This is a genomic window from Companilactobacillus sp. FL22-3 (assembly GCF_054881455.1).
Window position 1 is genome coordinate 61,815 of record NZ_JBTYYZ010000007.1, and the last position, 25,047, is coordinate 86,861.

Consider the following 25,047-nt stretch of genomic DNA (forward strand, 5'->3'; position numbering starts at 1 on the left):
TGAAACAGCGACGAAGGACAGTGAGAGCTTCGATCAGATTTATGGCGAACAATTTTTAATTCGAATATAAAAGTGCAGGACTTTAGTCCTGAATTAGGGTGGAACCGCGAATACTCGTCCCTTGCAGAAAGTGCCTAAGTGTACACTGCAAGGGATTTTTTTGTCTTCTACCTGAAGGGAGAAAAAATGGTAAAGAAGTTAAATATTCAAAACATGATTCTTACGCTTCAAAAATTTTGGGGTGATAAAGGTTGTATGTTGATGCAAGCATACGATACAGAAAAAGGTGCCGGAACAATGAGCCCTTATACATTCTTACGGGCAATTGGCCCCGAACCTTGGAATGCGGCTTACGTTGAACCTTCAAGACGTCCCGCTGATGGCCGTTATGGTGAAAACCCTAACCGTTTATACCAACATCATCAATTTCAAGTTGTCATGAAACCAGCTCCAGAAGATATTCAAGAGTATTATCTTGATTCACTGCGTGCTTTAGGTATTGAGCCACTTGAACATGATATTCGTTTCGTTGAAGACAACTGGGAAAATCCTTCAATGGGTTGTGCCGGTGTTGGTTGGGAAGTTTGGCTTGATGGAATGGAAGTTTCACAATTCACATACTTCCAACAAGTCGGGGGCTTACAATGTCACCCAACAACTAGTGAAATCACTTATGGTGTTGAACGTTTAGCTTCATATATTCAAGACGTGAACTCAGTTTATGACTTGGAGTGGGGCGATGGCGTACTTTATGGCGATATTTTCAAAGAACCTGAATACGAACACTCAAAGTATTCTTTTGAGGAAAGTAACCAAGATATGTTGTTCCACTTCTTCGATTCTTATGAAAAAGAAGCTAACCGCTTGATGGACTTAGGACTAGTGCATCCTGCTTACGACTATATTTTGAAGTGCTCACATACATTTAACTTACTTGATGCCCGTGGCGCAGTTTCAGTTACTGAACGTGCGGCCTTTCTTTCAAGAATTAGAAAGATGGCCCACAAGGTAGCCAAAGCCTTTGTTGAAGAAAGAAAGAAACGTGGCTTCCCACTTTTGGCAAATAGCAATGCAGTAAAGGAGAACGAAAATGACTAAAAATTACTTGTTAGAGATCGGCTTAGAAGAAATGCCAGCTCATGTTGTGACAAAGAGTGTGAATCAATTTGCCCAAAGAGCAGAAAAATTCTTGAAAGAAAACCGTATTTCTTTTGATTCAATCGAAAAATTTTCTACTCCTAGACGCTTGACGATCTTAGTCAAGAGTATTGCTGAAAAACAAACTGATATCGACGTGAAAGCTAAGGGACCTTCAAAGAAGATTGCTCAAGATGCCGATGGTAATTGGACTAAAGCTGCGCAAGGTTTTGCCCGCGGACAAGGGATGAATCCCGATGATATCTTCTTTGAAGAATTAAAAGGCGTTGAATACGCTTATATTCAAAAACATGAAGATGGTCAAAAAGTTGAAGCTGTTTTAAGCCACATGGATGAAGTCATTAAAGCAATTACTTTCCCAACTAGAATGCGTTGGGGTTCATATGATTTCGAGTATATCCGTCCAATCCACTGGTTGGTTTCTTTACTTGATGATCAAGAAGTTCCTGTTAAAATTTTGGATATTACTTCTGGTCGCATGACTCGTGGTCACAGATTCTTAGGTGAAGATGTTGAGATCGATAGTGCTTCAAATTACGTTGAAAAATTAAAGTCACAGTTTGTTATCGTTGATGCTAAGGAACGTAAACAAATTATTTCTGACCAAATTAGTAAAATTGCTACTGATAATAACTGGAATATTGACGTTGATGCTGACTTGTTGGAAGAAGTTAACAACTTAGTTGAATTTCCAACTACTTTCTATGGTTCATTCGATCAAAAGTACTTAGAGATTCCTGAAGAAGTACTGATTACTTCTATGAAAGATAATCAACGTTACTTCTATGTTCGTGACCAAGCAGGAAAACTTGCTCCTTACTTTATTGGAGTTAGAAATGGTAATACCGAACATATCGAAAATGTTATCCGTGGTAATGAAAAAGTTCTCGTTGCCCGTTTGGAAGATGCCGACTTCTTCTTCAAAGAAGATCAAAAGAAGACTATTGCTGACTACGTTGAAAAACTGAAGACAGTTAACTTCCACGTTAAGATCGGTACAATGTACGAAAAAATGGCTCGAGTTCACCAAATTGCGGCACATTTAGCAGAAATTTTCCAATTGGATGCTACAGAGACGAAAGATTTGCTTCGTGCCAGTGATATCTACAAGTTCGATCTCGTAACAAGTATGGTTGATGAATTCCCTGAACTGCAAGGAGTGATGGGTGAAAAGTATGCTGAGATTATGGGTGAAACAAAAGCTGTTGCTCAAGCAATTCGTGAACACTACATGCCAATTTCAGCTGAAGGAGCTTTACCAGCAAGTAAAGTTGGGGCTGCTTTAGCAATCGCTGATAAGATCGATTCATTGGTTACTTTCTATGCGGTTGACTTGATTCCAAGTGGTTCAAACGACCCATATGCATTACGTCGTCAAGCTTATGGTATCGTTCGGATCCTTGATCAATATCAATGGTCATTGAACCTCGAAGACTTGCAAGATTATTTGAAAGCTAATTTAACAGTTCCAGCTCAACTTGATTTAAATAAGAATGAAAAAGCTATCAATGAGTTCATGATCGACCGGGTTCGTCAATTATTGAATCAACGTGGTATCAGAAACGATATCGTTGATGCCGTTGCTTCTGGTTCTAACGTTGACCCAATTGCAATGATCGACGTGGCTGAAGTTCTCCAGAAACATGCTACTGACGATGACTTCAAGGTAGTTATGGAAGCCTTAGGCCGAATCGTTAACTTGTCTAAGAAAGCTAAATTTGGTTATTCAGATGACTTAGCAGTTGATGATAATTTGTTTGAAAATCCATCAGAATCTCAATTGAAAGAACAAGTTGATCAAGTTAGTGATGAAAATGCGGAAGCACTCTTTAAACAATTAGCAGCATTGCGTCCAGTGATTGATTCATACTTTGATGAAAATATGATTATGGCTAAAGATGAAAAAGTTAAGAATAATCGTTTAACACAATTGGTCATTGCCAATCATTTGATTGCTAACTTAGGCGATTTATCTAAGATCGTGACAAAATAGTTGTGTTGCTACAATAATATTGATACTAAAAAGTTGAATCGAATGATTCAACTTTTTTGTTTTAAAGTATCAAATAACGTGACTTTTAGTATCAACCGTGTATAATAGTTATTTGACAAGTGGCTAGTGGTCCCAGTTTGCACTTTTTGTGGGAGCACTTTTTTATTTCTAGTCGCTGGTGGAATAATGCAACATGTTTGTTTTCCAAAAATGAATGTGTTAGATTATGTTTCGCTCTATTTGTAAACATATGAGGAGGTGACGGCCATGGCAACGAGAATTCCTCAGGAATTCATTGATGAGGTTACCTCGAAGACGAATATCGTCGACGTAGTTAGCAAATATGTACAATTGAAGAAGTCAGGTAAGAATTTGTTTGGACTTTGCCCGTTTCACGAAGAACGAACTCCATCGTTTTCAGTAGCGGAGGACAAACAAATTTTTCATTGTTTCAGTTGTGGTCGTGGTGGCAATGTTTATAAGTTCATCATGGAGATGGAGAACAAGACTTTTCCAGAGGCAGTGATCGAAGTTGCCCAGATGGGAAATATTCCGGTTCCTGATCAATATGAAGCTACCAATAACCAGTATCAAAATTCTGACAGTCAGACTTTGTTAAAAATGTATGCCGAAGCAGCTAAACTGTATTCGCACATTTTAACCAAGACAGAGAACGGTACTCCTGCCATGAGGTACTTGAAAAGTCGGGATTTATCGGATGAATTGATCACAACTTTTGGCATTGGCTATGCTCCCAATAACAATGACCTGTTATTGCAGTTCTTTAAGGATCGTGATATCAGTGAAGATGTTTTACGAAAATCGGGGCTGTTTGCCGAAAATCAGGCGGGGGAGTTATTTGATCGATTCCGTGATCGAGTGATGATTCCTATTACTGATGAGTCGGGCAATATCATTGCTTTTTCCGGACGTATTTTAGATAAGGAAGCATCTACCGCCAAGTATCTCAATAGTCCAGAAACCGAGATCTTCAATAAAGGGAAGACTTTGTTCAACTTGAATAATGCTAAAAGAGAGATTCGAGAATCGGGCAGTGTGATCTTGTTTGAAGGCTTCATGGATGTCATTAGTGCTTATAAGGCTGGCGTCACTAATGGTGTGGCTTCGATGGGTACAAGTTTGACTGACCAACAGCTTTATGTCTTGAGTCGATTGACTCAAAAAATCAATGTTTGTTATGACGGTGATGATCCTGGAGTTGAAGCAACTTATCGAGCTTTGACACAGTTGACTGATGAACGTTTCACTTACGGTGTGATCAGTATTCCTGATAAAAAGGACCCTGATGAATACATTCGCAGTGAAGGTTTTGAAAAGTTTCAGAATTTAGCTAATAATGGTGTACAGACACCAATTGCCTTTATTTTGAATTACTTCAAGCGCAACTATAATCTGAATAATGAACACGATCAATTAGAGTTTTTGAACCAATCATTGCGAGAAATCGTAAAATTAAAGTCTCCGGTCGAAATAGATATGTATGTTGGTAAAGTTGCCGAGGAGATGCAAGTATCTAAAGAAGCAATCAATAAAGAATTAGATGCTTTGCGGCGACAAATGGCAATACAACAGCCAGCCAACAATTATAAGCACGTTCAACAAAAAGCTTTGGAACAAGTAACTTCTAGCGTCAAGCCTAAGTATGACCGTTTAGAAAAATCTGAACGTTACTTATTATATTGGGCGCTTAATTTCCCTGAAGTGAGGATCAACCTAAAAGGGGAAGGCTTTACTTTTGTTCATCAAAGTTATCAACGAGTTTTTGATAAATTATTGTCATATGTTGAAAAAAATGATGTGAATGATGATGAAATCAATGTTTCTGACTTCATGAATGTTTTAGATGATGATGATAAGAATCTTCTAGCGGATCTGGAAATGATGAACATGCCGGAAGAGTACAGTGACGAAGAAATTGAAGACTACGTCAAAAATGTCAAAAATTCGAGTCTCGAGACACAATTAAAAGAAATCAACGAACAATTAAAAAGGGCGGCGATGGTCGGTGACAATAAGTTACAGATCGAGTTAGTCAAGAAATTGGTTGATGTACGAAGAATCCTAAGTAATTAAGCATACTGGAGGAAAATATATATGGCTACAGCAAAAAAACCAGCAGTATCAAAAGAATTGGAAGCAGCAACTAAGAAACTGATCAAGGATCTTAAGAAGAGCGGTAAGATTACTGAAGATGATTTGAATGAAAAGATCATCAAACCTTATAAGCTTAAAGGCGACGCTTTAAATAATTTTATTAGTGAATTGGAAGATGTCGGTATTGGTGTTGTTGACGACAAAGGTAATCCTTCTAAATTAGCTCTGATCAAAGAAAAGAGCGAAGAAAAGAAGAGCGATAAAGATGATACTACAGCTCCTACCGATATTAAGGTCAATGATCCTGTAAGAATGTACTTGAAGGAAATTGGTCGAGTTCCATTGTTGAATGCTCAACAAGAAGTTGACTTAGCTTTGAAGATCGAACAAGGCGATGAAGAAGCTAAACAAAAACTTGCTGAAGCCAACTTACGTCTGGTTGTTTCGATTGCTAAACGTTACGTTGGACGTGGGATGCAATTCTTGGATTTGATTCAAGAAGGTAATATGGGACTTATGAAAGCCGTTGAGAAGTTTGATTATCGACTAGGCTTCAAGTTTTCAACCTATGCAACCTGGTGGATCAGACAGGCAATTACTCGTGCAATTGCTGACCAAGCTAGAACCATCCGTATCCCAGTTCACATGGTTGAAACTATCAACAAATTGATCAGAATTCAACGTCAATTGCTTCAAGATTTAGGTCGTGAACCTTTACCAGAAGAAATTGGTGCTGAAATGGATATGCCTACTGGAAAAGTTCGTGACATCTTGAAGATTGCTCAAGAACCAGTTTCATTGGAAACACCTATTGGTGAAGAGGATGACTCTCATTTAGGTGATTTCATTGAAGATTCTGATGCAACTAGTCCTGAAGATCACGCATCATATGAGCTTTTGAAGGAACAACTTGAAAACGTGCTTGATACTTTGACTGACCGTGAAGAAAACGTCTTACGTCTTCGTTTCGGTTTGGACGATGGCCGGACAAGAACACTTGAAGAAGTTGGTAAAGTCTTCGGTGTTACTCGTGAAAGAATTCGTCAAATTGAGGCTAAAGCTCTCAGAAAGTTGCGCCATCCATCAAGATCTAAGCAACTTAAGGATTTCCTTGAGTAATAAAATTTTACATAACGAATAGATTTGAAAAACATGTTGCTGGTATTTCTAAAGTAGCATGTTTTTTTGTGTCTTGGCAAAGACAGTTGCTTTCTTGGTTTGCTATAATGGACTTTGCGTTAAGGAGGAAATTGAAAATGTCATTAGAGATTGGAATTATTTTAGGTACGGCTAGATCGAATTCATTGGGAGAAAATATTTTAAATTATTTGAAAACAACTTTTAAAGATAGTGCAGAGGTTCATTATACTTGGATGCCTTTAAAGGATTACCCATTGCCATTTTATGACCATGAAGAAACTCCTCTAGAGGGACACATCAGCAATTTGAATGAAAACGAGCAAGCTTGGCTAAATACTATTGCGAAGCAAGATGGCTACATCATTCTGTCACCAGAGTATGATCATGGAATCAGCGGAGCTTTGAAAAACGCTTTAGATTTTATTGGTCCAGAAGTTGATCATAAACCAGTTCAAATTGTAACGTATTCTTACTATACCGATGGTGGAATGTTGGCGGCCAGAGCAATAGTGCCAATTCTACAAATGTTAGAGATGATAGTTTTGCCAAAACCAGTGTTATTGTGGGAGGCAAGTAAGAATTTTACTGATCAGGGTGAATTGAATTTAGAAGTTGCCAACAGTGACCATTTTCAAAAACGCCTCAATGAAGCCTTTGAAGATTTAACATTTTATACTCGAATTTTAAAAAACAATCCGTATTTCCGTAAAAATAATTAACCTATTATGAAATAATCAGACAATTAATAAAATGTGTTTCTGGAAATGACCTTTTTATTTATATTTTTTCATGATTTGTTTTACAATGGAATCATATATTTTTTGGAGGATTTTTATGTTAGATAAGAAGATTTATGATGAAATATTTTCACGTTCCTTTACCATACCGATTAAAGTTATCTTTTGGGATGGCAAAGAAAAGAGTTATGGACCACAGGGAAAATCTGATATAACAATCAAATTTAATGACAAGGTTCCAATTTCCGATGTTGTAAAACATGCTACTTTAACTTTAGGTGAAGCATACATGGACAAAAAGATTGAAATCGAAGGTTCAATTCAAAAATTGATCACTTCGGCATATACGCAGTCTGACAGTTTCATGTCCAGTATTAAATTGAAGAAATATATTCCTAAGTTCAGTCATACTGAAGAAGAAAATAAAAAAGAAATTCAAGAACATTATGATATTGGTAATGATTTTTATAAGTTATGGTTAGATAAAACTATGACATATTCTTGTGCTTACTTCCGAACACCAGAAGATACCTTGGAACAAGCTCAGATGAATAAGGTTCACCACATTTTGAATAAGCTCAATACCAAACCAGGTGAGACAATCCTTGATATTGGCTGTGGCTGGGGAACAATGATGTTCACTGCTGCTAAAGAGTATGGCCTTAAGGCTAAAGGTGTTACTTTAAGTCAAGAGCAATATGACTTTGTTAACCAAAAGATACAAGATGAAAATCTTACAGATCAGATGGAAGTTATTTTGGCAGATTACCGTGAAGTTAACGAAAAGTTCGATCATGTCGTTTCAGTCGGGATGTTCGAACACGTTGGTAAGGAAAACTTACCTGGATACTTCGAAACAGTCAAAAAGCTTTTGAAGCCCAATGGGAATGCTTTGATTCACGGTATTACTGGTCAACATTACGGTGTTGGTGTTGATGCTTGGCTAGTTAAATATATTTTCCCAGGTGGTTATATTCCTGATGTAAAAGAAAATGTCGGTAATATTTTGGATGCCGGTTTACAAATTGATGATTTAGAACCACTTCGTCGTCACTATCAAAAGACGGTTGAAATCTGGGATCATAATTTCAGTAAAGTGAAAGATCAAGTTAAGGAAATGTATGGCGAAAGATTCGTTCGAATGTGGGACTTGTACCTACAAGCCTGTGCTGCTTCCTTTGAAAGTGGTAACATCGATGTTATCCAGTACTTATTGACTAATGGCCCAAGTGGCACAGCTATGCCAATGACACGCGAATACATGACAGACTTAGATAAAAAGACTGCAGAATAGAGGTTAAAGTGACTTTACTATCAAAAAGATTACAAGCCGTTTATCAAATGGTTGACGCAAATACTAGAGTGGCTGATATTGGATCAGACCACGCTTATTTACCTGTGGAATTGATTGAGCAAAAAGTTGCCAATTTTGCAATTGCCGGAGAAGTTGCTCCAGGGCCGATGTCACGCTCCAAGGCTGATGTTGATAAATTCGGCTTGAGTAAGCAGATCGATGTTCGATTGGGTGATGGTTTAGCTGTCATTCAACCAGAAGATTTAATTGATACAGTTGTAATTGCAGGTATGGGTGGAATTTTGATTCAAAATATCCTAACGAATGCGACTGCAGAACAATTATCACATGTGAAAACCTTAGTGCTGCAACCCAATATCGGTGAACCATTGGTTCGGCATTGGTTAGTTGAAAATGGCTTTGCAATCATTGATGAAGATATCGTGGAAGAAGATCATCACGATTATGAAATTATTAAAGCTACTAAAGTCACTAAGCCACTTGGTCTGACAGAAGCTCAATTCCTAATGGGTCCAGTGTTGATGGAAAAGAAAACTGCAAGCTTTGTCAATAAATGGCAACGCAAATTAAATGGCTACCAAAAGGCAGTCAATAATATGCAACATGCTAAAAAGATCGACCAAGCAAAAATTGATGTGATGAACCAATATATTAAATATATTGAGGAGATACTTTAAAATGGTAAAAGTTCAAGATGTTATCAATCGAATCGAAGAATTTGCTCCCTTATCAATTAAAATGGATGGTGATCCAACAGGCTTTCAATTAGGTGATCGCCAACAGACTGTCAATACAGTCATGACGACTCTGGATGTGCGTCCTCAAGTTGTGGCTGAAGCAATTGAGAAAAACGTAGACCTAATCGTTGCTCACCATCCAGTAATGTTTCATGCAGCCCATAATTTGGACCTAGCTTCACCACAAAATCAAATGTATCGTGACTTGTTGTCACACAATATCTCAGTTTACGCTAGTCATACTAATCTGGATAAAGCACATGATGGGATGAATGATTGGCTGGTTGAGGCTCTTGATCTCCAGAACATCACTTTCCTTGATGAAAATGATGACTATTCAATTGGCCGGATGGGTGAAGTTGCAGAACCTATGGACTTAATCGACTTTGCTAAGCAAGTCCGCGATGCCTTTCATGTCCAAAATTTGCGTTATGTGAAATCTGACCGCAATCAAAAAGTTCAAAAAGTTGCTGTCATCGGTGGAGATGCTGGTAAATTTTATCCAGAGGTTTTAAAAGCTGGAGCTGATACTTTTATCACTGGGGATGTCTATTATCATACTGCCCACGATATGATGGCTAATGGTTTGAACGTAATCGATCCTGGTCACCATATTGAAGCAATCTTTATTAAGAAAATGGCTTCTATTTTAAATGATTGGAAAAGGTCTAATAAATTAAGCTTAGATATAGTACAATCAGAAGTGGATACGGAACCATATAATTTCTTATAGGGAGTGTATAAAAATGGCAATAAAATATGAAAAATTAATTCCACGTTTTTTGGAATATGCAAAGCAAAATACTCGTTCAGATGAGAATTCTACTACAATTCCTTCGACTGAGAGACAGACCGAGTTTCTTAAGAAATTAGCGGAAGAATTGATGGAAATTGGTCTGAAAGATGTTAAGATTCGCAAAGTTGATTCATATTTGACCGCTGAATTGCCTTCAAATCTTGATTATGACGTTCCAGTTTTAGGCTTGTTATCACACGTTGATACTGCTGACTTTAATTCTGAGAACATTAAACCTAAGATCGTTGAAAATTATGATGGTAAGAGTGTTATTAAGCTTGACGAAGAGGGTAAGTATACTCTTGACCCAGCAGTATTTAGTTCGCTAAAGAATTACGCAGGTCAGACCCTAATTACTACTAGTGGTGATACTTTACTGGGCTCAGACGATAAATCTGGGGTTTCTGAAATCATTACAGCTATGGAATATTTGATCAATCATCCAGAAATCAAACATGGAAAAATCAAGATCGGCTTGGGACCAGATGAGGAAATTGGTACAGGAGCAACTCACTTTGATGTGAAAGACTTCGGCGCTGATTTTGCTTACACAGTCGATGGAGGTCCAGTCGGACAACTTGAATATGAGACTTTCAGTGCTGCGGGTTTAAAGGTTCATATTACAGGTAAAGATGTTCACCCATCTGGTGCCAAAGGTATTATGGTTAATTCAATGTTGATTGCAAATGAATTCCAAAGCATGTTACCAGCCGATGAAGTTCCTGAAAAGACTGAGGGTCGTCAGGGATTCTATCTATTATGTGACGAACAAGGTACCATTGATCACACTGATATGTCATACATTATCCGTGACTTTGAACGTGATGGACTGGAAGCACGTAAGAATAAGGTCTTAGAAATCGTTAAAGCATTGAATGATAAATATGGTGCTGAAACCGTTAAGATCGACATGAATGATCAATATTACAATATGTATGAGATTATGAAAGACCATATGGACGTAGTTCAATTAGCTGAAAAGGCAATGAAGAACTTGGATATTGTTCCAGATGAAGCACCAGTTCGTGGTGGTACAGATGGTTCAACAATTTCCTTCAAAGGTCTGCCAACTCCAAACCTATTTGCAGGTGGCGAGAATATGCATGGTCGTTTTGAATATGTTTCTGAAGAAGCAATGGAAAAGGCCGTGGATGTTGTTCTCGAAATCATTAAATTAAATAGTGAAAAACATTAATCGTGTTTTAATCGAAAATTTCATAACAAGTTAGCCCTTTGGGACGATTAAGATATTCTGTCCTAGCACCAAGACGAAAAAAATCTTTCATTGTTTGGGTGAGAACTCCAATGATACTTGATTTTTACGTCTTGGTGTTTTTATTTTGTCATTTTTTAAAGTTGCTAACTTGATTATAAAGTTAGCCAATCGTTTGTTAAGTTTCATACCTAGTAGAAATACCAAGGTGTGAGACTTTTTTTGTTTTTTCTCATAGAAAAAAGAGTACAGGAATAGTTCTTTCTCATAATGGATAAGATGTTGCGTTTAGGTTTGATTCATTTTGTTAAATGTTCACTTCAAATATATTTTCTTATGTAACCTTAGTGATTTTTTGATATCAATATTGCCGATATTATTCCTTTTGGTACTGAGAGTGTACTTGGTCCCAACTTTTATGATTATTTAATTACTCATTTTGGTACTTTTGTAGTCGCATTTATTCTCACGTGGTTGTTTGGATACAATGATAAAATGAAGGCCAGCGATGAGAAGTAATACAAATTCGATTTTTTAAAGATAGAACTAAAGGACATTTCTGGGAAGACTTTTTTCTTAGAAATGTTTTTTTATTGACACTAACCAATTATCGTAATACAATGCGTTTAAACATTTAAACATATAGGAGATAAATAATGGCCGAAGAGACAATGGCAATCTTTAAGCGCGGGATGCCTATTTTTGCAATTTTTCAAGATGAAAATCGTCAAAAAATAATCTTATTACTGTGCAAACACAAAGAATTAACGGTCAACCAGATAACTGATCAATTGGAACTCTCTCGTCCAGCGGTTTCTCATCATTTGAAATTGATGCTAGATGCAGGTGTAATTACAGTCAACAAAGTTGGTAAAGAACGGTTTTATCAAGTTTCGTTAAACGATACGGTTAAATTACTTAAAGAGCTGACCAAATCACTAGAGGAAAGTATTTCGTCTAATTAAGATGAAATTATTTTTTTGAACTATACGTTTAAATGTTTAAACCCATTAACAGGAGAAAAATTATGACTAATATTTTTACGCAACTACCATTACCTAATGGAACCACCATAAAGAACCGTTTTATGAAAGCCGCAACTAGTGAGACAATGGGGGATAAATACTATCGTCCAACGCAAGAGTTGATAAACCTTTACTCGGCATGGGCTAAGGGTGGAACCGGACTGATTATTACAGGTAATGTCATGGTCGATCAAAGTGCCAGAGGTGAATTTGGCAACATTGTTGTTGAAGACAGAAGCAATTTGAATTTGTTAAAACAATGGGCCAAGGCAGGGACTTCCAATGGAGCTAAGATCTTTATGCAATTGAATCATCCTGGCAAACAATCACCTAAAACTATCAGTAAACAACCAGTCGCACCTAGTGCAGTTCCCATGGAGGGCTCAAACAGCTTTGCCTTTAATGATCCACGAGCTCTGACTAAAGTGGAGATTCAAACAATTATTCAAAAGTTTATCAATGCGGCTGTCGTTGCAAAGGAGGCTGGATTTTCTGGAGTCGAAATTCATGCGGCCCACGGGTATTTGCTGAGTCAATTTTTATCACCACATGATAATCAGCGGGTTGACGAATATGGCGGCAATTTAGACAATAGAATGAGATTATTGGTAGAAATTTATACAGGAATGCGTCAAAAAGTTGGGAATGATTTTGCGATTGCTTTGAAGATCAATTCATCAGACCTTCGTGAGGGAGGATTCACTGAAGAGGATTCTTTCAAGGTGATTCAAAAGATGGATCAGTTGGGAATTGATTTGATTGAGATTTCTGGTGGTAACTATGAGAAACCGACAGTTCAAGGGATTGGTAAGGGAGCCTTTTTCATTAAGTATGCTCAAAAAGTTAAACAAGCTGTCACAGTTCCGGTCGCAGTAACTGGTGGTTTTAGTACAGCTAATGGTATGTCAAAGGCGATTGAAAATCATGAAGCAGATCTCATTGGTCTAGCTCGTCCATTAGTTTTATTACCTGATTTACCAAATCAATTTGAACTAGGAAACTTTACAGCTATTACCTTACATCATTTAACTACTCACCTTAAAGGTTTAGACAAGAAGGTTGGTTCTTTAATTGGTCTAAGTTATTATCAACAACAAATGGCGCGGATTGCCAAGGGATTACCAGTCCAGATCACAGATAATGCTTGGAGTTCATTAGGATTTGCGGTTAAAGAGCAAGGTTTATCAGCTCTGGTTCCACAACGAGGATAATTGGAAAGGAAGACTAACTTTGAAAAAGATATTGCTTGTTTTAACTAATACTACCCGTTATCACAATACACATGAGGCTACTGGACTTTGGTTGAGCGAAGCGACGGAATTCGTTGAAGAAGTTACTAAAGCTGGATTTAAAGTGGATTATGTTAGTCCCAAAGGAGGCTTTGTGCCTTTAGATCCTCGGAGTATGAAGTACGTAACTGAAGCTGATTTAAAAGTTTATGAGAGTGAAGATTTTCAAAAAAGGGCGCTGACGAACTCGCTTTCTCCTAATGAAGTTGAAATTCAAGACTATGCGGCAATTTACTATACTGGTGGTCACGGCGTGATGTGGGACTTTCCGATGAATCAAGAGCTTCAAGATCTTACTCAAAAGATTTATCAACAGAATGGCTACGTAACTTCGGTTTGCCATGGTATCGCAGGTTTATTAAACGTTAAAGTAAATGGCCAATATTTGATTAAGGATAAGAAGGTCACCGGCTTTACGACCGCCGAAGAGGTACTTGCCGGCAAGAGAAAAATCGTTCCCTTTTTAAACCAACAAGTAGCGTTTGACCATGGTGCAAAGTTTCAAAAGAAACGAGCTTACAAAGAATTTGCCATTCAGGATGGTCATTTGATTACGGGCCAGAATCCATTTTCTGCTAGTGCTGTTGCCCGCTTATTAATTAAAAACCTGTCGGCGTGATGGCTTAAAGTTAGGGGAATTGTATTTAAAAAACGTTGAGGTTATGAGATAATTTAAATGCTTTTTACTTCACTTAATTAAGGAGAATTCATTATGCCATTAGTACACATTGATTTAATTGCAGGTCGTTCTGAAGAACAATTAAGAGGAATGGTCAAAGATGTTACAGACGCAATCGTAAAAAACACTGGTGCTCCTGCTGAACACGTTCATGTAGTCTTGAACGAAATGGAAAAAGAACACTATGCAGTTGGTGGCGTTTTAAAGAGTGACGAAAAATAAAAAAGCCGTGAGGCTTTTTTTTCTTGGAGATGTAATTTGAATGTTAGAATCTGTTTTTCCGAATAAAAAACTTACTCAAGAGCAACAGGCTATTTTCGATGAGATTGAAACGTTTTGCCGAATTAATTTGAATGGTGAAACCAAAGCTGTTTTTCAATTAAATGGTGATGCTGGAACGGGTAAGAGTGTTATCTTAACGCAACTATTTTTAAAAATCGAACAGCAAGCAAAAGATAATCAAACAGATAATTACTTTTTAGTCAATCACCCGGAATTATTGAAAGTTTATCAAGAGAACGCCGGTGCTTTTTCGCAATTGCGTAAGAATCGTTTCTTGCGGCCTACTACCTTTATCAACCGTTTGCGTAAAGAAAAAAGGTCGGCTGATATCGTCGTTATCGATGAAGCTCATCTGTTATTGAGTGAGAGTGATCACTACAATAATTTCAATCAAACGAATCAATTAGAAGAAATAATTAAATTAAGTAAAGTTGTCATTTTGGTTTTTGATGAACGTCAAGTGCTTAAACTAAAAAGCTACTGGTCTCAAAGCCTCTTAGATGCAATTGTTAAACGTCAACGGGCAAATTATGCTAAGGCGACTTTGATTCAGCAAATGCGCATGCAGGCCCCTAAATCAATCACCAAATGGATCGATGATTTGACTGAGAAATTGACGCTCGATTCCGTTCAAGAATCTCAGTCCAATTTCCTTAAATTGAGCAATCAATACGACTTTCGAATCTACAATGATGCTGAAACTATGTATCAAGAAATTAAATCGTTCAACGATCAAGTAGGTGAGTCTCGAATCGTTGCGACGGCAGATTATCCTTCGACCTTGGATGGGAAAAAGCATTTCGTCAATGAAGGTAACTTTCACCTGCCATGGGATCAGTATAACTACTCAACTACAACTTGGGCACAAAAACCTGAGACTATCAATGAGATTGGTTCGATCTATACCGTCCAAGGTTTTGATTTAAACTATGTGGCAGTGATAATTGGTCCTTCTGTGGTCTATGACGGATCTGGGAAAATCAAGATCGATTTGCAGGCCTATGAAGACCGTGAAGCTTTTAAAAAACGTCATCAAAATGATCTTCTCAATCTAGACCAAAGTAGAGAAAAAATCATTCTTAATTCGATCAATGTTTTAATGAAACGTGGTATCAAAGGTTGTTTTGTTTACTTTCACGATTCACGTATTTTTGACTATTTGAAAAATTAAGACTTGATTTTGAGTTCAGTAATTTGATGTTTTTGCATCGTCTGATTAATTTTGTCTAACAAGGCGTCATTGGTGTTATATTCTGCGAAAGCAATCGCTGACAGCAAGTAATGACTAACTTGGTTACGATCGTTTGGAGCCTGTGCAAGAGCGTTGATAGCGGCTAAATAATAAAACTCATCTGTAGCTTGGGCTACAACCATATTATTATCGCTGTGCCTTAGATTGTTGAAAATGACTTGATTGCTAGTATCTAGCTCATGGTTGGCCGACAAAAAGGCCGCCAGCTTCAATTGACTTTTTCGATATGCAATGGTTTCAAGCATCGTCAAATTGGTCAGAAATGGAACTTTACTAGCAGTTTCAAAGTAGTGTTGGGCAATTTCTGGTTGTTCTTTTAGTAAATAGACTTCGGCTAGTTCAATATTAGTCATTACTTCCCAAAAACTGTCTTTTTGACGGTTGCGGCTGGTCAAAACAAAAGTGAATTGGAATACGGCTTGGTCGTATTCTTTTTTTTGTAGTTCCAATTGTCCCTTTAAAAAATTCAATTCCAATTTTTGCGGATTGGTTAAATTACTGGTAGCAATTTTAGGAAGAAGCTTGGCTGCTTCTTCGAAATCTGTTTTTTGAACCAATTCAAACAAGGTTGTTAATTTATCATTAACCAAATTATTTGAAGGAAGTTTGGAAAATTCTGAATAGACGTCATTCAAAGTCAAATTCAAGCGCTGACATATTTTTACTAAAACATCAACGGAAGGGGAGATATTTTGATTTTCGATCCGACTGATGACGGTTTGTGTACAGATTCCGTTAGCTAGTTGTTGTTGATTTAAAGTCATTTTTTTGCGTTGTTCAAGAATTACTTTGCCCAAAAACATTCAATCACCTCATCAAATAAAACTATAAGTTATATTTTTATAGATTATACAGATATTATATAACATAAGAAAATATTATTTGAATCGAAACCAATAAAAAAAACGATAACCAATTGGTTACCGCCATCAGGGTAAACTACAAATATTACTTCTATTGATGTAGTTTGATATATTCCAAGATTGTTTTTGCTTCATCTGCTGTTGGTTCATATTCACCTGATTTTAAATTATGAACTCTTTCTACTGAGATATGACTCTCAAAAGCAAATTGCGTATCAGTCATGTCTTTATCTTTTTCGTACTGAATTATCATTTCAGCAATATTTGGTTTATCCATGAAAAATGCCTCCAATTATTTTGATACTCAAATTTTAAAATGTTGACCATTTATTTAATGGCCAATAGCGCCACTTAACTTCACCAATGACACTCTTTTTATTAATAAAACCGATGATACGACTATCCTTAGATACAGTTCGGTGGTCTCCCATAACGAAGTAAGTACCAGCAGGAACTTTGTTAGTCATTTCAATCTTCTTTAGGTAAGAACTGCTATAACGTTGTTGCCACTCTGGTGAATTCTTTGCTAGAGAACTCAGAGAAAAGTTATAAGTATAGCTGTATGGTTTACCAGCATATAGACTAGTATCAGGTTCCTTCAGCTTACTACCAGCTTTAAGGAAGTCTTCGTTAAGTTGTTTGCCATTAACGTAAATCTTGTTGTTTTTAGAAACAACAGTGTCACCAGGTAAACCGATCACTCGTTTGATATAGAATGAGCCCGGTTCATCAGGAGCTTTCAAAACGATGACATCGCCACGGGTGATATTTGAATGCCGAGTAGCAATTACTTTATCACCGTTCTCAAAAGTCGGTTGCATCGATGGTCCCGAAACTTTGTCATTGGAAAGAATGAACTTAAACCCTAAGAAGAAGACTGCATAGATTGCAATGGTTAAAGCAATGGTTTGCAACCAAAACTTCCAACCAGTTTCTTCGTCTTTTTGAGGCTGTCGTCTACGATTATTTTCTGCCATATTTCACCTCGTACATGTACTACTTATGATATTACACTTTTTCGTAATTATTGGAAATATTTGTGATATTTTCATTATTAAAATTTAATCGAATGCTAACATTTCGCAGTTAAGTGTCATAGTAGGGAAGAATAACTTTAAGTGTTGGGAAAAGTTTAGTAAGATGAAGGTCGAAAAGTTTTAAAATATCGGCAGATTGTCTTGGGAGAAAAAAATGAATTATATTGACGGATTACGCGAAGATACTAAAGTTTTACCGAATGGGATGGTTTTTAATGCCCGCATAAAATTCATGGAACGAATTTGCTTGGCTTTGTCTCAAGACGAATTGCCCAAATATCATTTTCCGCAATTTCAGTTAACTGAAAAAGAGATCACTTCTTTTATGGAGAGTAATATTAGACTGGATGAAGTTGCCTATCAAACCATGTCAGCTCATTTAGAAAAATTCGATCATGACTTGGGCGAGTTCCGAACTTATCTACAGATTCGTTTTGGTTATTGGGCCACAATTACGCAAGACTTTGTTGCTGAACTTCAGCGCCAATTTTCTGGTCAATCATTTTTAGAATTGATGGCTGGTAATGGTTATCTTTCAAAAGGACTGCGAGATTTAGGGGTTGAGACTTATTGTACTGATGATTTAAGTTGGTCCAAGCACGACCAAACGGGTAACTTAAAGTTGACCTCAATTGAAGCACTCGATGCCATCTCGGCAATTGAAAAGTATGGTCAAAAAGTTGACAATATTATCCTTGCTTGGAGTCCCGACCGAGAAGAGATTGACTATGAAATTCTTGAAAGAATCCGCCAATTAGACGTGAACTTTTTATTGATTGGCGAAAAAGATGGTGCCACTAATAGTCAGAAATTTTGGGACAATGCACAGTTAGTCGAAGATCAAAGAATCGAACAGATCAATCGATTTTATTCACGTTACGACTTAGTGCATGATCAATTATTTTTAATCAAATAGGAAAGGGGCTGAAGCGTTTGTAATTAGTTTCAGCCTTTAATTGTTGATTAGTGTAGAATAAGATATCAGTAAGACAAGATTATAGGTGAATTTTTATGAAAAAAATTGTTTCAAGTATTGTTATCTTCTTAGTGGTATTATTGACCGGAGTTGCCATTTCTAAAAGTGATGCTATCAAATATAATAATACGATGAATCGGCTAGGTATGAGTGAAGAAGCCGTCGTTTTACAAACAAAATCTAAGAAAAATATTGTGACCGCTGTGCAACAATTGAGTCAAAAAAAGAAAATGTCTGGCTATCAATTGATCTTCTTTGAAAAGGGGAATAGTGACGTTGGTTATATTTATAGTCATAATAAAATCAACAAATTGCCAATCATTTCCGGACGTTATTTTTCAAAAGATGACTTTACATCACAAATTCCTTTTGCTATCCAGGGGAAGACCTCTGAATTAGAAGCCTACAAACCTCAAAGTCAAGCTTATATCAAAGTGGACAATCGTTATATTTCAGTCATTGGAAATATTGGCTTTGATGGCGCAGATATTCTCAACTCACAAACGTTGATCTCTCTGTCACCTAATCAACCAAAGTCTAAGTATCATCTGAATGAAGTGACGACAGTTTTAGATGGCAGGGCAGTTAACAATAAAGAAACATTGAGCAAGATCAAGCAAGTTTTACATACGCGCTCGATGCATAAATATGTTCCACAGACGGACGATTTTACGAATGTCGAAGCAACTAATAATGGTGAATTGTATCTGGTCGGAATCGTCTTGTTGTTCTTCTTAATCATGGCAATCGCCTTTTATATTCTGATTCCTTTGCGTTTTGATTTAGCGCATTCTAATTTAACGGGTGATTTGAAGAACAATTACCGTAATGGCCTGATGATTCGCTACTTGCTCTATACGATGGTGCCAATGTTCTTAGGCTTTATTGCGGTCGATTGGCGAATCGTTATCATAAGTCACAGCACTTTCAATCTATTTATGGCCATGTCGGCTATCGTGACGATTTTGATAGGTCTGTCGCAAATATTTTTTGGTAAACGGAGTGAATAATTTAAATGAAAGTCAATTTGAGTCCTGACTTCAAAGAAAAGTATCGTAATTTATTGGGGGAACGAGCAGAGAAACTCTTTGCAGCAATTGAAACAGACAGCCAAGAAGCTTTTCGACTCAATCCGCTGAAAGCAAATTTTCAAAATGTGGCCTATTCATTAGACCAACCGATCCCCTATAGTAATATTGGTTATTATGGTGATATTGACGGTAACTCAATCGATCATTTGTCTGGCTATGTTTACAGTCAAGAACCTAGTGCAATGTATGTGACCGAGATCGTTGATCCACAAAAGAGCGATAAAATTCTCGACTTGTGTGCCGCACCAGGAAGTAAAACTACTTATATTGCCTCAAAAATGGCCTCTAAGGGACTTTTGGTTAGCAATGAGATAAATTCCAAGCGGGCCAAAGTATTGTCCTCAAATATCGAAAGAATGGGGATTACTAATACAGTTGTGACGAATAATTCCCCAAAAGATTTTGAGAAAAAGTTTGCCGGTTTCTTCGATAAAATTTTAGTCGATGCGCCTTGTTCCGGTGAAGGGATGTTTCGTAAGGACCCAGAATCGGTTCAGTATTGGTCTCTGGATTATGTTGAGCAATGTGCTAACCGACAACAACACATCTTAGATTCAGCCTATAAGTTGTTGAATAACGGTGGAGCATTGATTTATTCGACTTGTACCTTTTCGCCTGAAGAAAATGAGCAAAATGTTGCTTGGTTTTTGAATAAGTATCCCGATATGCATTTGGCAACAGTCAAAAAATATCCTGGTATGGAAGATGGTCGACCACAATGGGCTGATGGTAACCCAGAATTAACTAAGACGTTGCGAATGTTTCCTGATCAATTCAACGGTGAAGGCCACTTTATGTGCAAATTGGTCAAAGATGGTACTCCGGTTGAAGTCAAAGAACGTAAAATTAACGATGGCTTGAAAAAAGATGATTTCAAGTTTGTTCAAAAATTCAGTCAAGCTAATTTGATTACTCTTAAAGAACAAAATTGGTTAAAGATTGCTGATTTCTTATATCAGGCCGCTAGTTTGGATAATCGTTTCAAAGGTTTGCATATTCTTAGAAATGGTCTTAAACTAGGTGAATTCAAAAAAAATAGATTTGAACCCGATATCGCAATGATATTGGCGCTCAAACCTACTGATTTAAAGACAGTTTATGAATTAACGACGGAACAATTTGAGAAATACTTGCATGGCGAATCGATTATTTTGACTGCCAAACCTGATTTTGATAATAAATGGATCGGCTTGTCTTTTCAAGAAAAGCTATTCAGTTGGGGCCGTTACAGCAATCAGCAAATAAAAAACGTCTATCCCAAAGGATTAAGACGTTAGAAGTTGATTTGGCGTTGCTGCATATAATTTATCAAGCTCTCATCGAAAACGATGGGGGCTTTTTTGATGTCGTTGACCGATTTAGCACCAATAGCCGCCATAATGATTCGTAATTGTTTAATGAAGTCGTCGAAAAAGACTTCTGTTTCTTCAAAAGAATGTTTTTGGAGATGATGCAAGACTAGGCCTGACATACCCACAGCCTTTGCTCCCAGACGAATTGCCTTGACAACATCTAGTGGTGTGCGAATGCCGCCTGAAGCAAAAATCGTCATTTTATTTTGATAAGGGACCGTTTCTAAGAGAGCTTCAACAGTCGTCAAGGATAATTGATCTAAATAAGTTAAATCTAAGTCGTGGTTTCGAGCACTCTCGATTTGGGCAAAGTCAGTGCCACCATGACCAGATATATCAACGTTGCGAACTCCTATTTTATAGAGCTGAGCAATGTTTTCTTGGCTGATTCCAAAGCCAACTTCTTTGACGATTACCGGCACGGAAACATTTGAAATAATATCTTTAATATTATCGAGCCAGAAAAATTCCTGATCGCCTTCGGGCATAGCTAATTCTTGCAAAACGTTGAGATGAATCTGTAAAACGTCTGCTTTGATAAGGTCAATCGCCGTTTGTGCTTGAGTGGCATTAGCCTTACCAGAGACATTGGCTATTACTAGGCCATGAGGATTGTTTTCTCGCAAAGTTGTAAATGAACTTTTAGTTTCTTTAGGTAATCTGAAATAGACTCCCATGGAGCCACTGGATACGGGAATGTTAAGCTTACTTGCTAGCATGGCTAATTGTTGGTTGAATTTTTCAGATTGTTTTGAGCCACCAGTGATCGCATTAAAATAAAAGGGCACACTAATTTGGTGGCCCAGAAATTGTGTCGACATATCGATGTCTTTTATTCGTAATTCAGGTAGGGCATCATGCAAGAGTGAAACTCGATTAAAATCGGCAGATGCTGTTTCCTTAAAAAATTTTTCTGCTAAGAAAAGATGCTCAACTTTACGTTGAATTTGTTCATCTTGTTTAGGCATGAGCAATTATGTCTCCAATTTTTAAAGTCAGTGGGGTGATCCCAACTTGTTGCCATTCTTTTTTTAGTTCGGCTATATCAAGGGACTTATCACTGAGGACAATACCACAGTCACCACCGCCTGCACCGGAAGTCTTGGCCGAACCGCCAAGTTTTTCGGCAATATCACAAAGCTTTTCTAATAGTTCTGTTTCAATATGAACATCGCTGAAATCGGCTAAATCAGCCAATAATTGACGATATTCGCTGAACATTTTTTTGATTTTTGTGGAATTTTTAGTTTTGAAACCGTCAATTAAATCTTCGACGTTTTGACGGCTGGATTGCAAAAAGTGTTGATACTTATCGACCTTTTGTGCCTTAGTTAAGGCAATTCGGTCGACTAAGATCGAAGTTGAAGCGGGTGAACCAGTCCAACCGACGGTTAACTCCAAGTCATCAGGCAACTCTAAACTGTGAATCTGTAACTTAGGCCAATCTAGTGAAAGAATTTCAGTAATACTGTGATTGCGGACCATATTGAAGATCCAGTTACGATCAGGTGAATAGTAAGCTACAATGCCTCCAAAGGCGCTAGCAGCGATATCGCCTAAACTACCATTTCCTTGAACAGATAGATGGGAGATGGCAGCTATTTTATAAATATCCATTGCAGAAAGCTCCAAGTGATAGAAATCACCTAAAGTCTTTACCACTGCAACAGTAACAGCAGCAGAAGAACCCAGACCGTATTTTTTACCATCTTTTGAGTCTAACTCGCTAGTTACTAATAAATCATAATAATTTAACTTAACGTCTCTTTCGAGAGCGTATCTTTCAACGAACTTGATGGCCGCCAAGATATATTGCAACTGACTTTCAGAGTCATCAAAGACAAGCTGTGTGCCTTGACGATTCCAATGAATCAATTCTTTATTCAGATTTTTCGACTGAATCGTACCACCGTTTTGAGTTTTATTGATTGTAACAGTGACGTACTTATTGACTGAAGTTAGGACGGCAGGGAAACCTGTTTCAACGACAGCATATTCTCCAGCCAAATATAATTTTCCAGGTGCTTTTCCTGTAGACAAAAATATCATACCTTTCAATTTGTATCAGACGAGTTGAATACCAGGACCGATGTTTGCGATCACAGTAGAGACGTTTGATAATTGTTGTTCGATGTATTGCTGAACCTTTCGAAGAGATTCTTTCGTACAAATAATTTTAACATTCGGACCGGCATCAATTGTAGCATACGCAAAGATACCTTTTTGCCTAATTTCTTGAATTAATTGAATGATTTCAATGGTTTCCGGAGCAAAATATGTGAACGAAGGATTTGCTGAAAGCGTTAAAGCATGCATACTCATCGCATTGTGTTCAGAAATCTCACCGATTTTTTGTAGATCTTTTTTGGCAATTGCTTGCTTAATTTCATTTATCTCTGAAGCCACTAGTGTAACCCAATTTGAGTAAAAAGGGGAGGTCTTTACGCTATTTTTCATTCCTAAAGTTGAAGAAATTTTTTTACTATGCTTGTCAACAACTACAGAGAGTAAGGAAAGGTCGATATTTGGATTTTCATCAATTGGCGCGGCAAAAGACGATTGATTATCAGTTCCAGCTTGCCATTCGACAAAACCACCATAAATCGACCGACAGGCTGATCCAGAACCATTGCGCGCCAAAATCGACAATTGTCGTGAATCTAATTGCAATTGTTTAGTTTCATTGATTGCCACAGCTAAAGCTGCAAAACCTGATGCTGAGGAGGCAAAACCGGCAGAAGTTGGGACGTGGTTGACACTGTCAATTTGAAAATGTTCCGTAAATGAATACATCTGACGGACGGTGTTTAAATAATTAACGATGCGCTGATTTTTTGTGTCATCTAAGAGTTGCTCATTTAAATAAATCACGTCATGGTCAGAATCGATGATAGTGGCCTTGGTGTCGGTATAAAAACGATCGAGCGTCAAAGAAAGACTATTAGTGAAGGGCAGTTTCAATTGTGGATCTTTTTTACCCCAATACTTGATCAAAGCGATATTTGTATAGGCCCGTGCTGTCCTAGTCATTATCCGATTCCTCCGCATAAATTGATAAAGGTTGAATCCAAGTTTGTTCAGCTCCGGATTTAATTAATGCTTTTTGAATCATTTGAGCGTTCTTCAAATTTCTGGCTAAACAAATGATACAGCCGCCACGACCGCCACCAGTGATTTTGCTGCCCAAAGCTCCGGCATTGTTGGCGGCATCGATCAATTTGTCAGTCTTGGGGATCGACAGTTTGAGTTTGGTTAAAACTTCGTTGGCTAAGGAGAAAACTAAGCCTAATTTTTTTAAGTTTCCATTCGTCAAATATGAACTGGCTTTAGTAGCGTAGTCGCCTAATTGCTCTAGATAGGCACCAGTTTTTTCAGGCTGGTCGTCATACATTTGTCTGACATCGGCAACAGTTTCTTTAGTACGTCCTTTGACGCCGGAATCAGCAATGACGATGAAACCGTCCGAGTTGAAATTAAAGTGTTTAGGTGCATCGTTTTTACTGAATTTGATGGGGTCTTCGGAACTGACTGTTAAAGCATCTAAGCCACTGGCCTTGCCATGAGTGACAGTTTCAGATTTATTTACGTAATCTATTAATGTCTGATGATCTAATCTTTCTCCAAAGGCATCAAAAAAGGCACGTGTAATGGCGGCAGCAATTGCAGCTGATGACCCCATACCTCGTTCGATGGGTAAGCCACTATCGATACTGATGGTGTAATTTTGATGAGATGTATTCAATTTTTCATCTAAGAGTGCTATCAAATATTTCACGCCTGACAGTGAATCGGGGATGCGGTCGATTTTACCAGCGTAATATTTTGAAATTAAATTATTTTCAGAACTTTGTTTTATTTTTACAATGACGGGGGTACTTAAGAGGGGGATTGCAAAGGCTGGGTAGCCATAAACTACTGCATGTTCTCCCATAATAATCGTTTTCCCGTGACTTTTACCTATTCCTTTAAGCACATGCTCACCTCATATTCTCTAAGT

The 25,047-nt window shown here is 37.5% G+C and carries 24 protein-coding genes; 17 read left to right on the plus strand and 7 right to left on the minus strand.

Annotation, left to right across the window (positions count from 1 at the left end; translation table 11 throughout):
* Window positions 1–186: 186 nt before the first annotated feature.
* The 14 genes from glyQ (at window position 187) to ACYT32_RS07685 (ending at window position 15,650) form a co-directional block, all read left to right on the plus strand.
* Complete coding sequence (glyQ, locus tag ACYT32_RS07620) at window positions 187–1,098, plus strand: glycine--tRNA ligase subunit alpha (RefSeq protein ID WP_395265554.1); 912 nt, start codon at window positions 187–189, stop codon at window positions 1,096–1,098.
* Window positions 1,091–3,151 (plus strand): glycine--tRNA ligase subunit beta, encoded by a 2,061-nt coding sequence (gene glyS / locus ACYT32_RS07625; protein WP_395265553.1) that lies wholly within the window; start codon window positions 1,091–1,093, stop codon window positions 3,149–3,151. Before glyQ ends, glyS begins: the two co-directional genes overlap by 8 nt.
* Before the next feature lie 267 nt (window positions 3,152–3,418).
* Window positions 3,419–5,245: a DNA primase gene (dnaG, locus tag ACYT32_RS07630; protein ID WP_395265552.1), complete on the plus strand. Its 1,827-nt coding sequence runs from the start codon at window positions 3,419–3,421 to the stop codon at window positions 5,243–5,245.
* 21 nt (window positions 5,246–5,266) lie between these two features.
* Window positions 5,267–6,385, plus strand: a complete 1,119-nt coding sequence (gene rpoD, locus ACYT32_RS07635; protein WP_395265551.1) for an RNA polymerase sigma factor RpoD — start codon at window positions 5,267–5,269, stop codon at window positions 6,383–6,385.
* 137 nt (window positions 6,386–6,522) lie between these two features.
* Window positions 6,523–7,125 (plus strand): NADPH-dependent FMN reductase, encoded by a 603-nt coding sequence (locus ACYT32_RS07640; protein WP_395265550.1) that lies wholly within the window; start codon window positions 6,523–6,525, stop codon window positions 7,123–7,125.
* A 115-nt stretch (window positions 7,126–7,240) separates the two neighbouring features.
* Window positions 7,241–8,437, plus strand: coding sequence for a class I SAM-dependent methyltransferase (locus ACYT32_RS07645; RefSeq protein ID WP_395265549.1), 1,197 nt, complete (start codon window positions 7,241–7,243; stop codon window positions 8,435–8,437).
* A gap of 8 nt (window positions 8,438–8,445) precedes the next feature.
* Window positions 8,446–9,135, plus strand: a complete 690-nt coding sequence (locus tag ACYT32_RS07650) for a tRNA (adenine(22)-N(1))-methyltransferase (protein ID WP_395265548.1) — start codon at window positions 8,446–8,448, stop codon at window positions 9,133–9,135.
* Between the two features lies 1 nt (window position 9,136).
* Complete coding sequence (locus ACYT32_RS07655) at window positions 9,137–9,928, plus strand: Nif3-like dinuclear metal center hexameric protein (protein ID WP_395265547.1); 792 nt, start codon at window positions 9,137–9,139, stop codon at window positions 9,926–9,928.
* A gap of 13 nt (window positions 9,929–9,941) precedes the next feature.
* The gene (pepT, locus tag ACYT32_RS07660; RefSeq protein WP_395265546.1) at window positions 9,942–11,186 is read left to right on the plus strand and encodes a peptidase T; all 1,245 of its coding nucleotides are present in this window, start codon (window positions 9,942–9,944) and stop codon (window positions 11,184–11,186) included.
* A gap of 674 nt (window positions 11,187–11,860) precedes the next feature.
* The gene (locus ACYT32_RS07665) at window positions 11,861–12,169 is read left to right on the plus strand and encodes an ArsR/SmtB family transcription factor (protein WP_395265545.1); all 309 of its coding nucleotides are present in this window, start codon (window positions 11,861–11,863) and stop codon (window positions 12,167–12,169) included.
* A 62-nt stretch (window positions 12,170–12,231) separates the two neighbouring features.
* Complete coding sequence (locus tag ACYT32_RS07670) at window positions 12,232–13,440, plus strand: NADH:flavin oxidoreductase/NADH oxidase family protein (RefSeq protein WP_395265544.1); 1,209 nt, start codon at window positions 12,232–12,234, stop codon at window positions 13,438–13,440.
* A 19-nt stretch (window positions 13,441–13,459) separates the two neighbouring features.
* On the plus strand, window positions 13,460–14,137 hold the full coding sequence (locus tag ACYT32_RS07675; RefSeq protein ID WP_395265543.1) for a type 1 glutamine amidotransferase domain-containing protein: 678 nt from the start codon (window positions 13,460–13,462) through the stop codon (window positions 14,135–14,137).
* 93 nt (window positions 14,138–14,230) lie between these two features.
* Window positions 14,231–14,419, plus strand: coding sequence for a 2-hydroxymuconate tautomerase (locus tag ACYT32_RS07680; RefSeq protein ID WP_395265542.1), 189 nt, complete (start codon window positions 14,231–14,233; stop codon window positions 14,417–14,419).
* A 40-nt stretch (window positions 14,420–14,459) separates the two neighbouring features.
* Window positions 14,460–15,650, plus strand: a complete 1,191-nt coding sequence (locus tag ACYT32_RS07685; protein WP_395265541.1) for a DUF2075 domain-containing protein — start codon at window positions 14,460–14,462, stop codon at window positions 15,648–15,650.
* On the opposite strand, the gene ACYT32_RS07690 is transcribed toward ACYT32_RS07685, so the two are convergent.
* The 3 genes from ACYT32_RS07690 to lepB form a co-directional block, all read right to left on the minus strand.
* On the minus strand, window positions 15,647–16,534 hold the full coding sequence (locus tag ACYT32_RS07690) for a helix-turn-helix domain-containing protein (RefSeq protein WP_395265540.1): 888 nt from the start codon (window positions 16,532–16,534) through the stop codon (window positions 15,647–15,649). The two genes, ACYT32_RS07685 and ACYT32_RS07690, sit on opposite strands and share 4 nt — an antisense overlap.
* 151 nt (window positions 16,535–16,685) lie before the next feature.
* Window positions 16,686–16,871, minus strand: coding sequence for an LBP_cg2779 family protein (locus tag ACYT32_RS07695; protein ID WP_395265539.1), 186 nt, complete (start codon window positions 16,869–16,871; stop codon window positions 16,686–16,688).
* Window positions 16,872–16,905: 34 nt separating this feature from the next.
* On the minus strand, window positions 16,906–17,571 hold the full coding sequence (lepB, locus tag ACYT32_RS07700; protein ID WP_395265538.1) for a signal peptidase I: 666 nt from the start codon (window positions 17,569–17,571) through the stop codon (window positions 16,906–16,908).
* Between the two features lie 214 nt (window positions 17,572–17,785).
* On the opposite strand from lepB, the gene ACYT32_RS07705 reads away from it, so the two are divergent.
* From ACYT32_RS07705 to ACYT32_RS07715, 3 genes are all read left to right on the plus strand, one after another.
* On the plus strand, window positions 17,786–18,547 hold the full coding sequence (locus tag ACYT32_RS07705) for a hypothetical protein (protein ID WP_395265537.1): 762 nt from the start codon (window positions 17,786–17,788) through the stop codon (window positions 18,545–18,547).
* A gap of 95 nt (window positions 18,548–18,642) precedes the next feature.
* Window positions 18,643–19,617, plus strand: a complete 975-nt coding sequence (locus ACYT32_RS07710; RefSeq protein WP_395265536.1) for a hypothetical protein — start codon at window positions 18,643–18,645, stop codon at window positions 19,615–19,617.
* Between the two features lie 5 nt (window positions 19,618–19,622).
* Window positions 19,623–20,975, plus strand: coding sequence for an RsmB/NOP family class I SAM-dependent RNA methyltransferase (locus tag ACYT32_RS07715; protein ID WP_395265535.1), 1,353 nt, complete (start codon window positions 19,623–19,625; stop codon window positions 20,973–20,975).
* Here ACYT32_RS07715 and fni read toward each other — a convergent pair.
* From fni to mvk, 4 genes are read right to left on the minus strand one after another with little or no spacing between them, the layout of a single operon-like run.
* Window positions 20,972–22,018: a type 2 isopentenyl-diphosphate Delta-isomerase gene (gene fni / locus ACYT32_RS07720; protein ID WP_395265534.1), complete on the minus strand. Its 1,047-nt coding sequence runs from the start codon at window positions 22,016–22,018 to the stop codon at window positions 20,972–20,974. The genes ACYT32_RS07715 and fni overlap by 4 nt on opposite strands.
* Window positions 22,011–23,090, minus strand: coding sequence for a phosphomevalonate kinase (locus tag ACYT32_RS07725; RefSeq protein ID WP_395265532.1), 1,080 nt, complete (start codon window positions 23,088–23,090; stop codon window positions 22,011–22,013). The genes fni and ACYT32_RS07725 overlap by 8 nt, the downstream gene beginning before the upstream one ends.
* Window positions 23,091–23,114: 24 nt before the next feature.
* The gene (mvaD, locus tag ACYT32_RS07730; RefSeq protein WP_395265531.1) at window positions 23,115–24,080 is read right to left on the minus strand and encodes a diphosphomevalonate decarboxylase; all 966 of its coding nucleotides are present in this window, start codon (window positions 24,078–24,080) and stop codon (window positions 23,115–23,117) included.
* Window positions 24,073–25,023 (minus strand): mevalonate kinase, encoded by a 951-nt coding sequence (gene mvk / locus ACYT32_RS07735; protein ID WP_395265530.1) that lies wholly within the window; start codon window positions 25,021–25,023, stop codon window positions 24,073–24,075. Before mvk ends, mvaD begins: the two co-directional genes overlap by 8 nt.
* Window positions 25,024–25,047 lie beyond the last annotated feature (24 nt).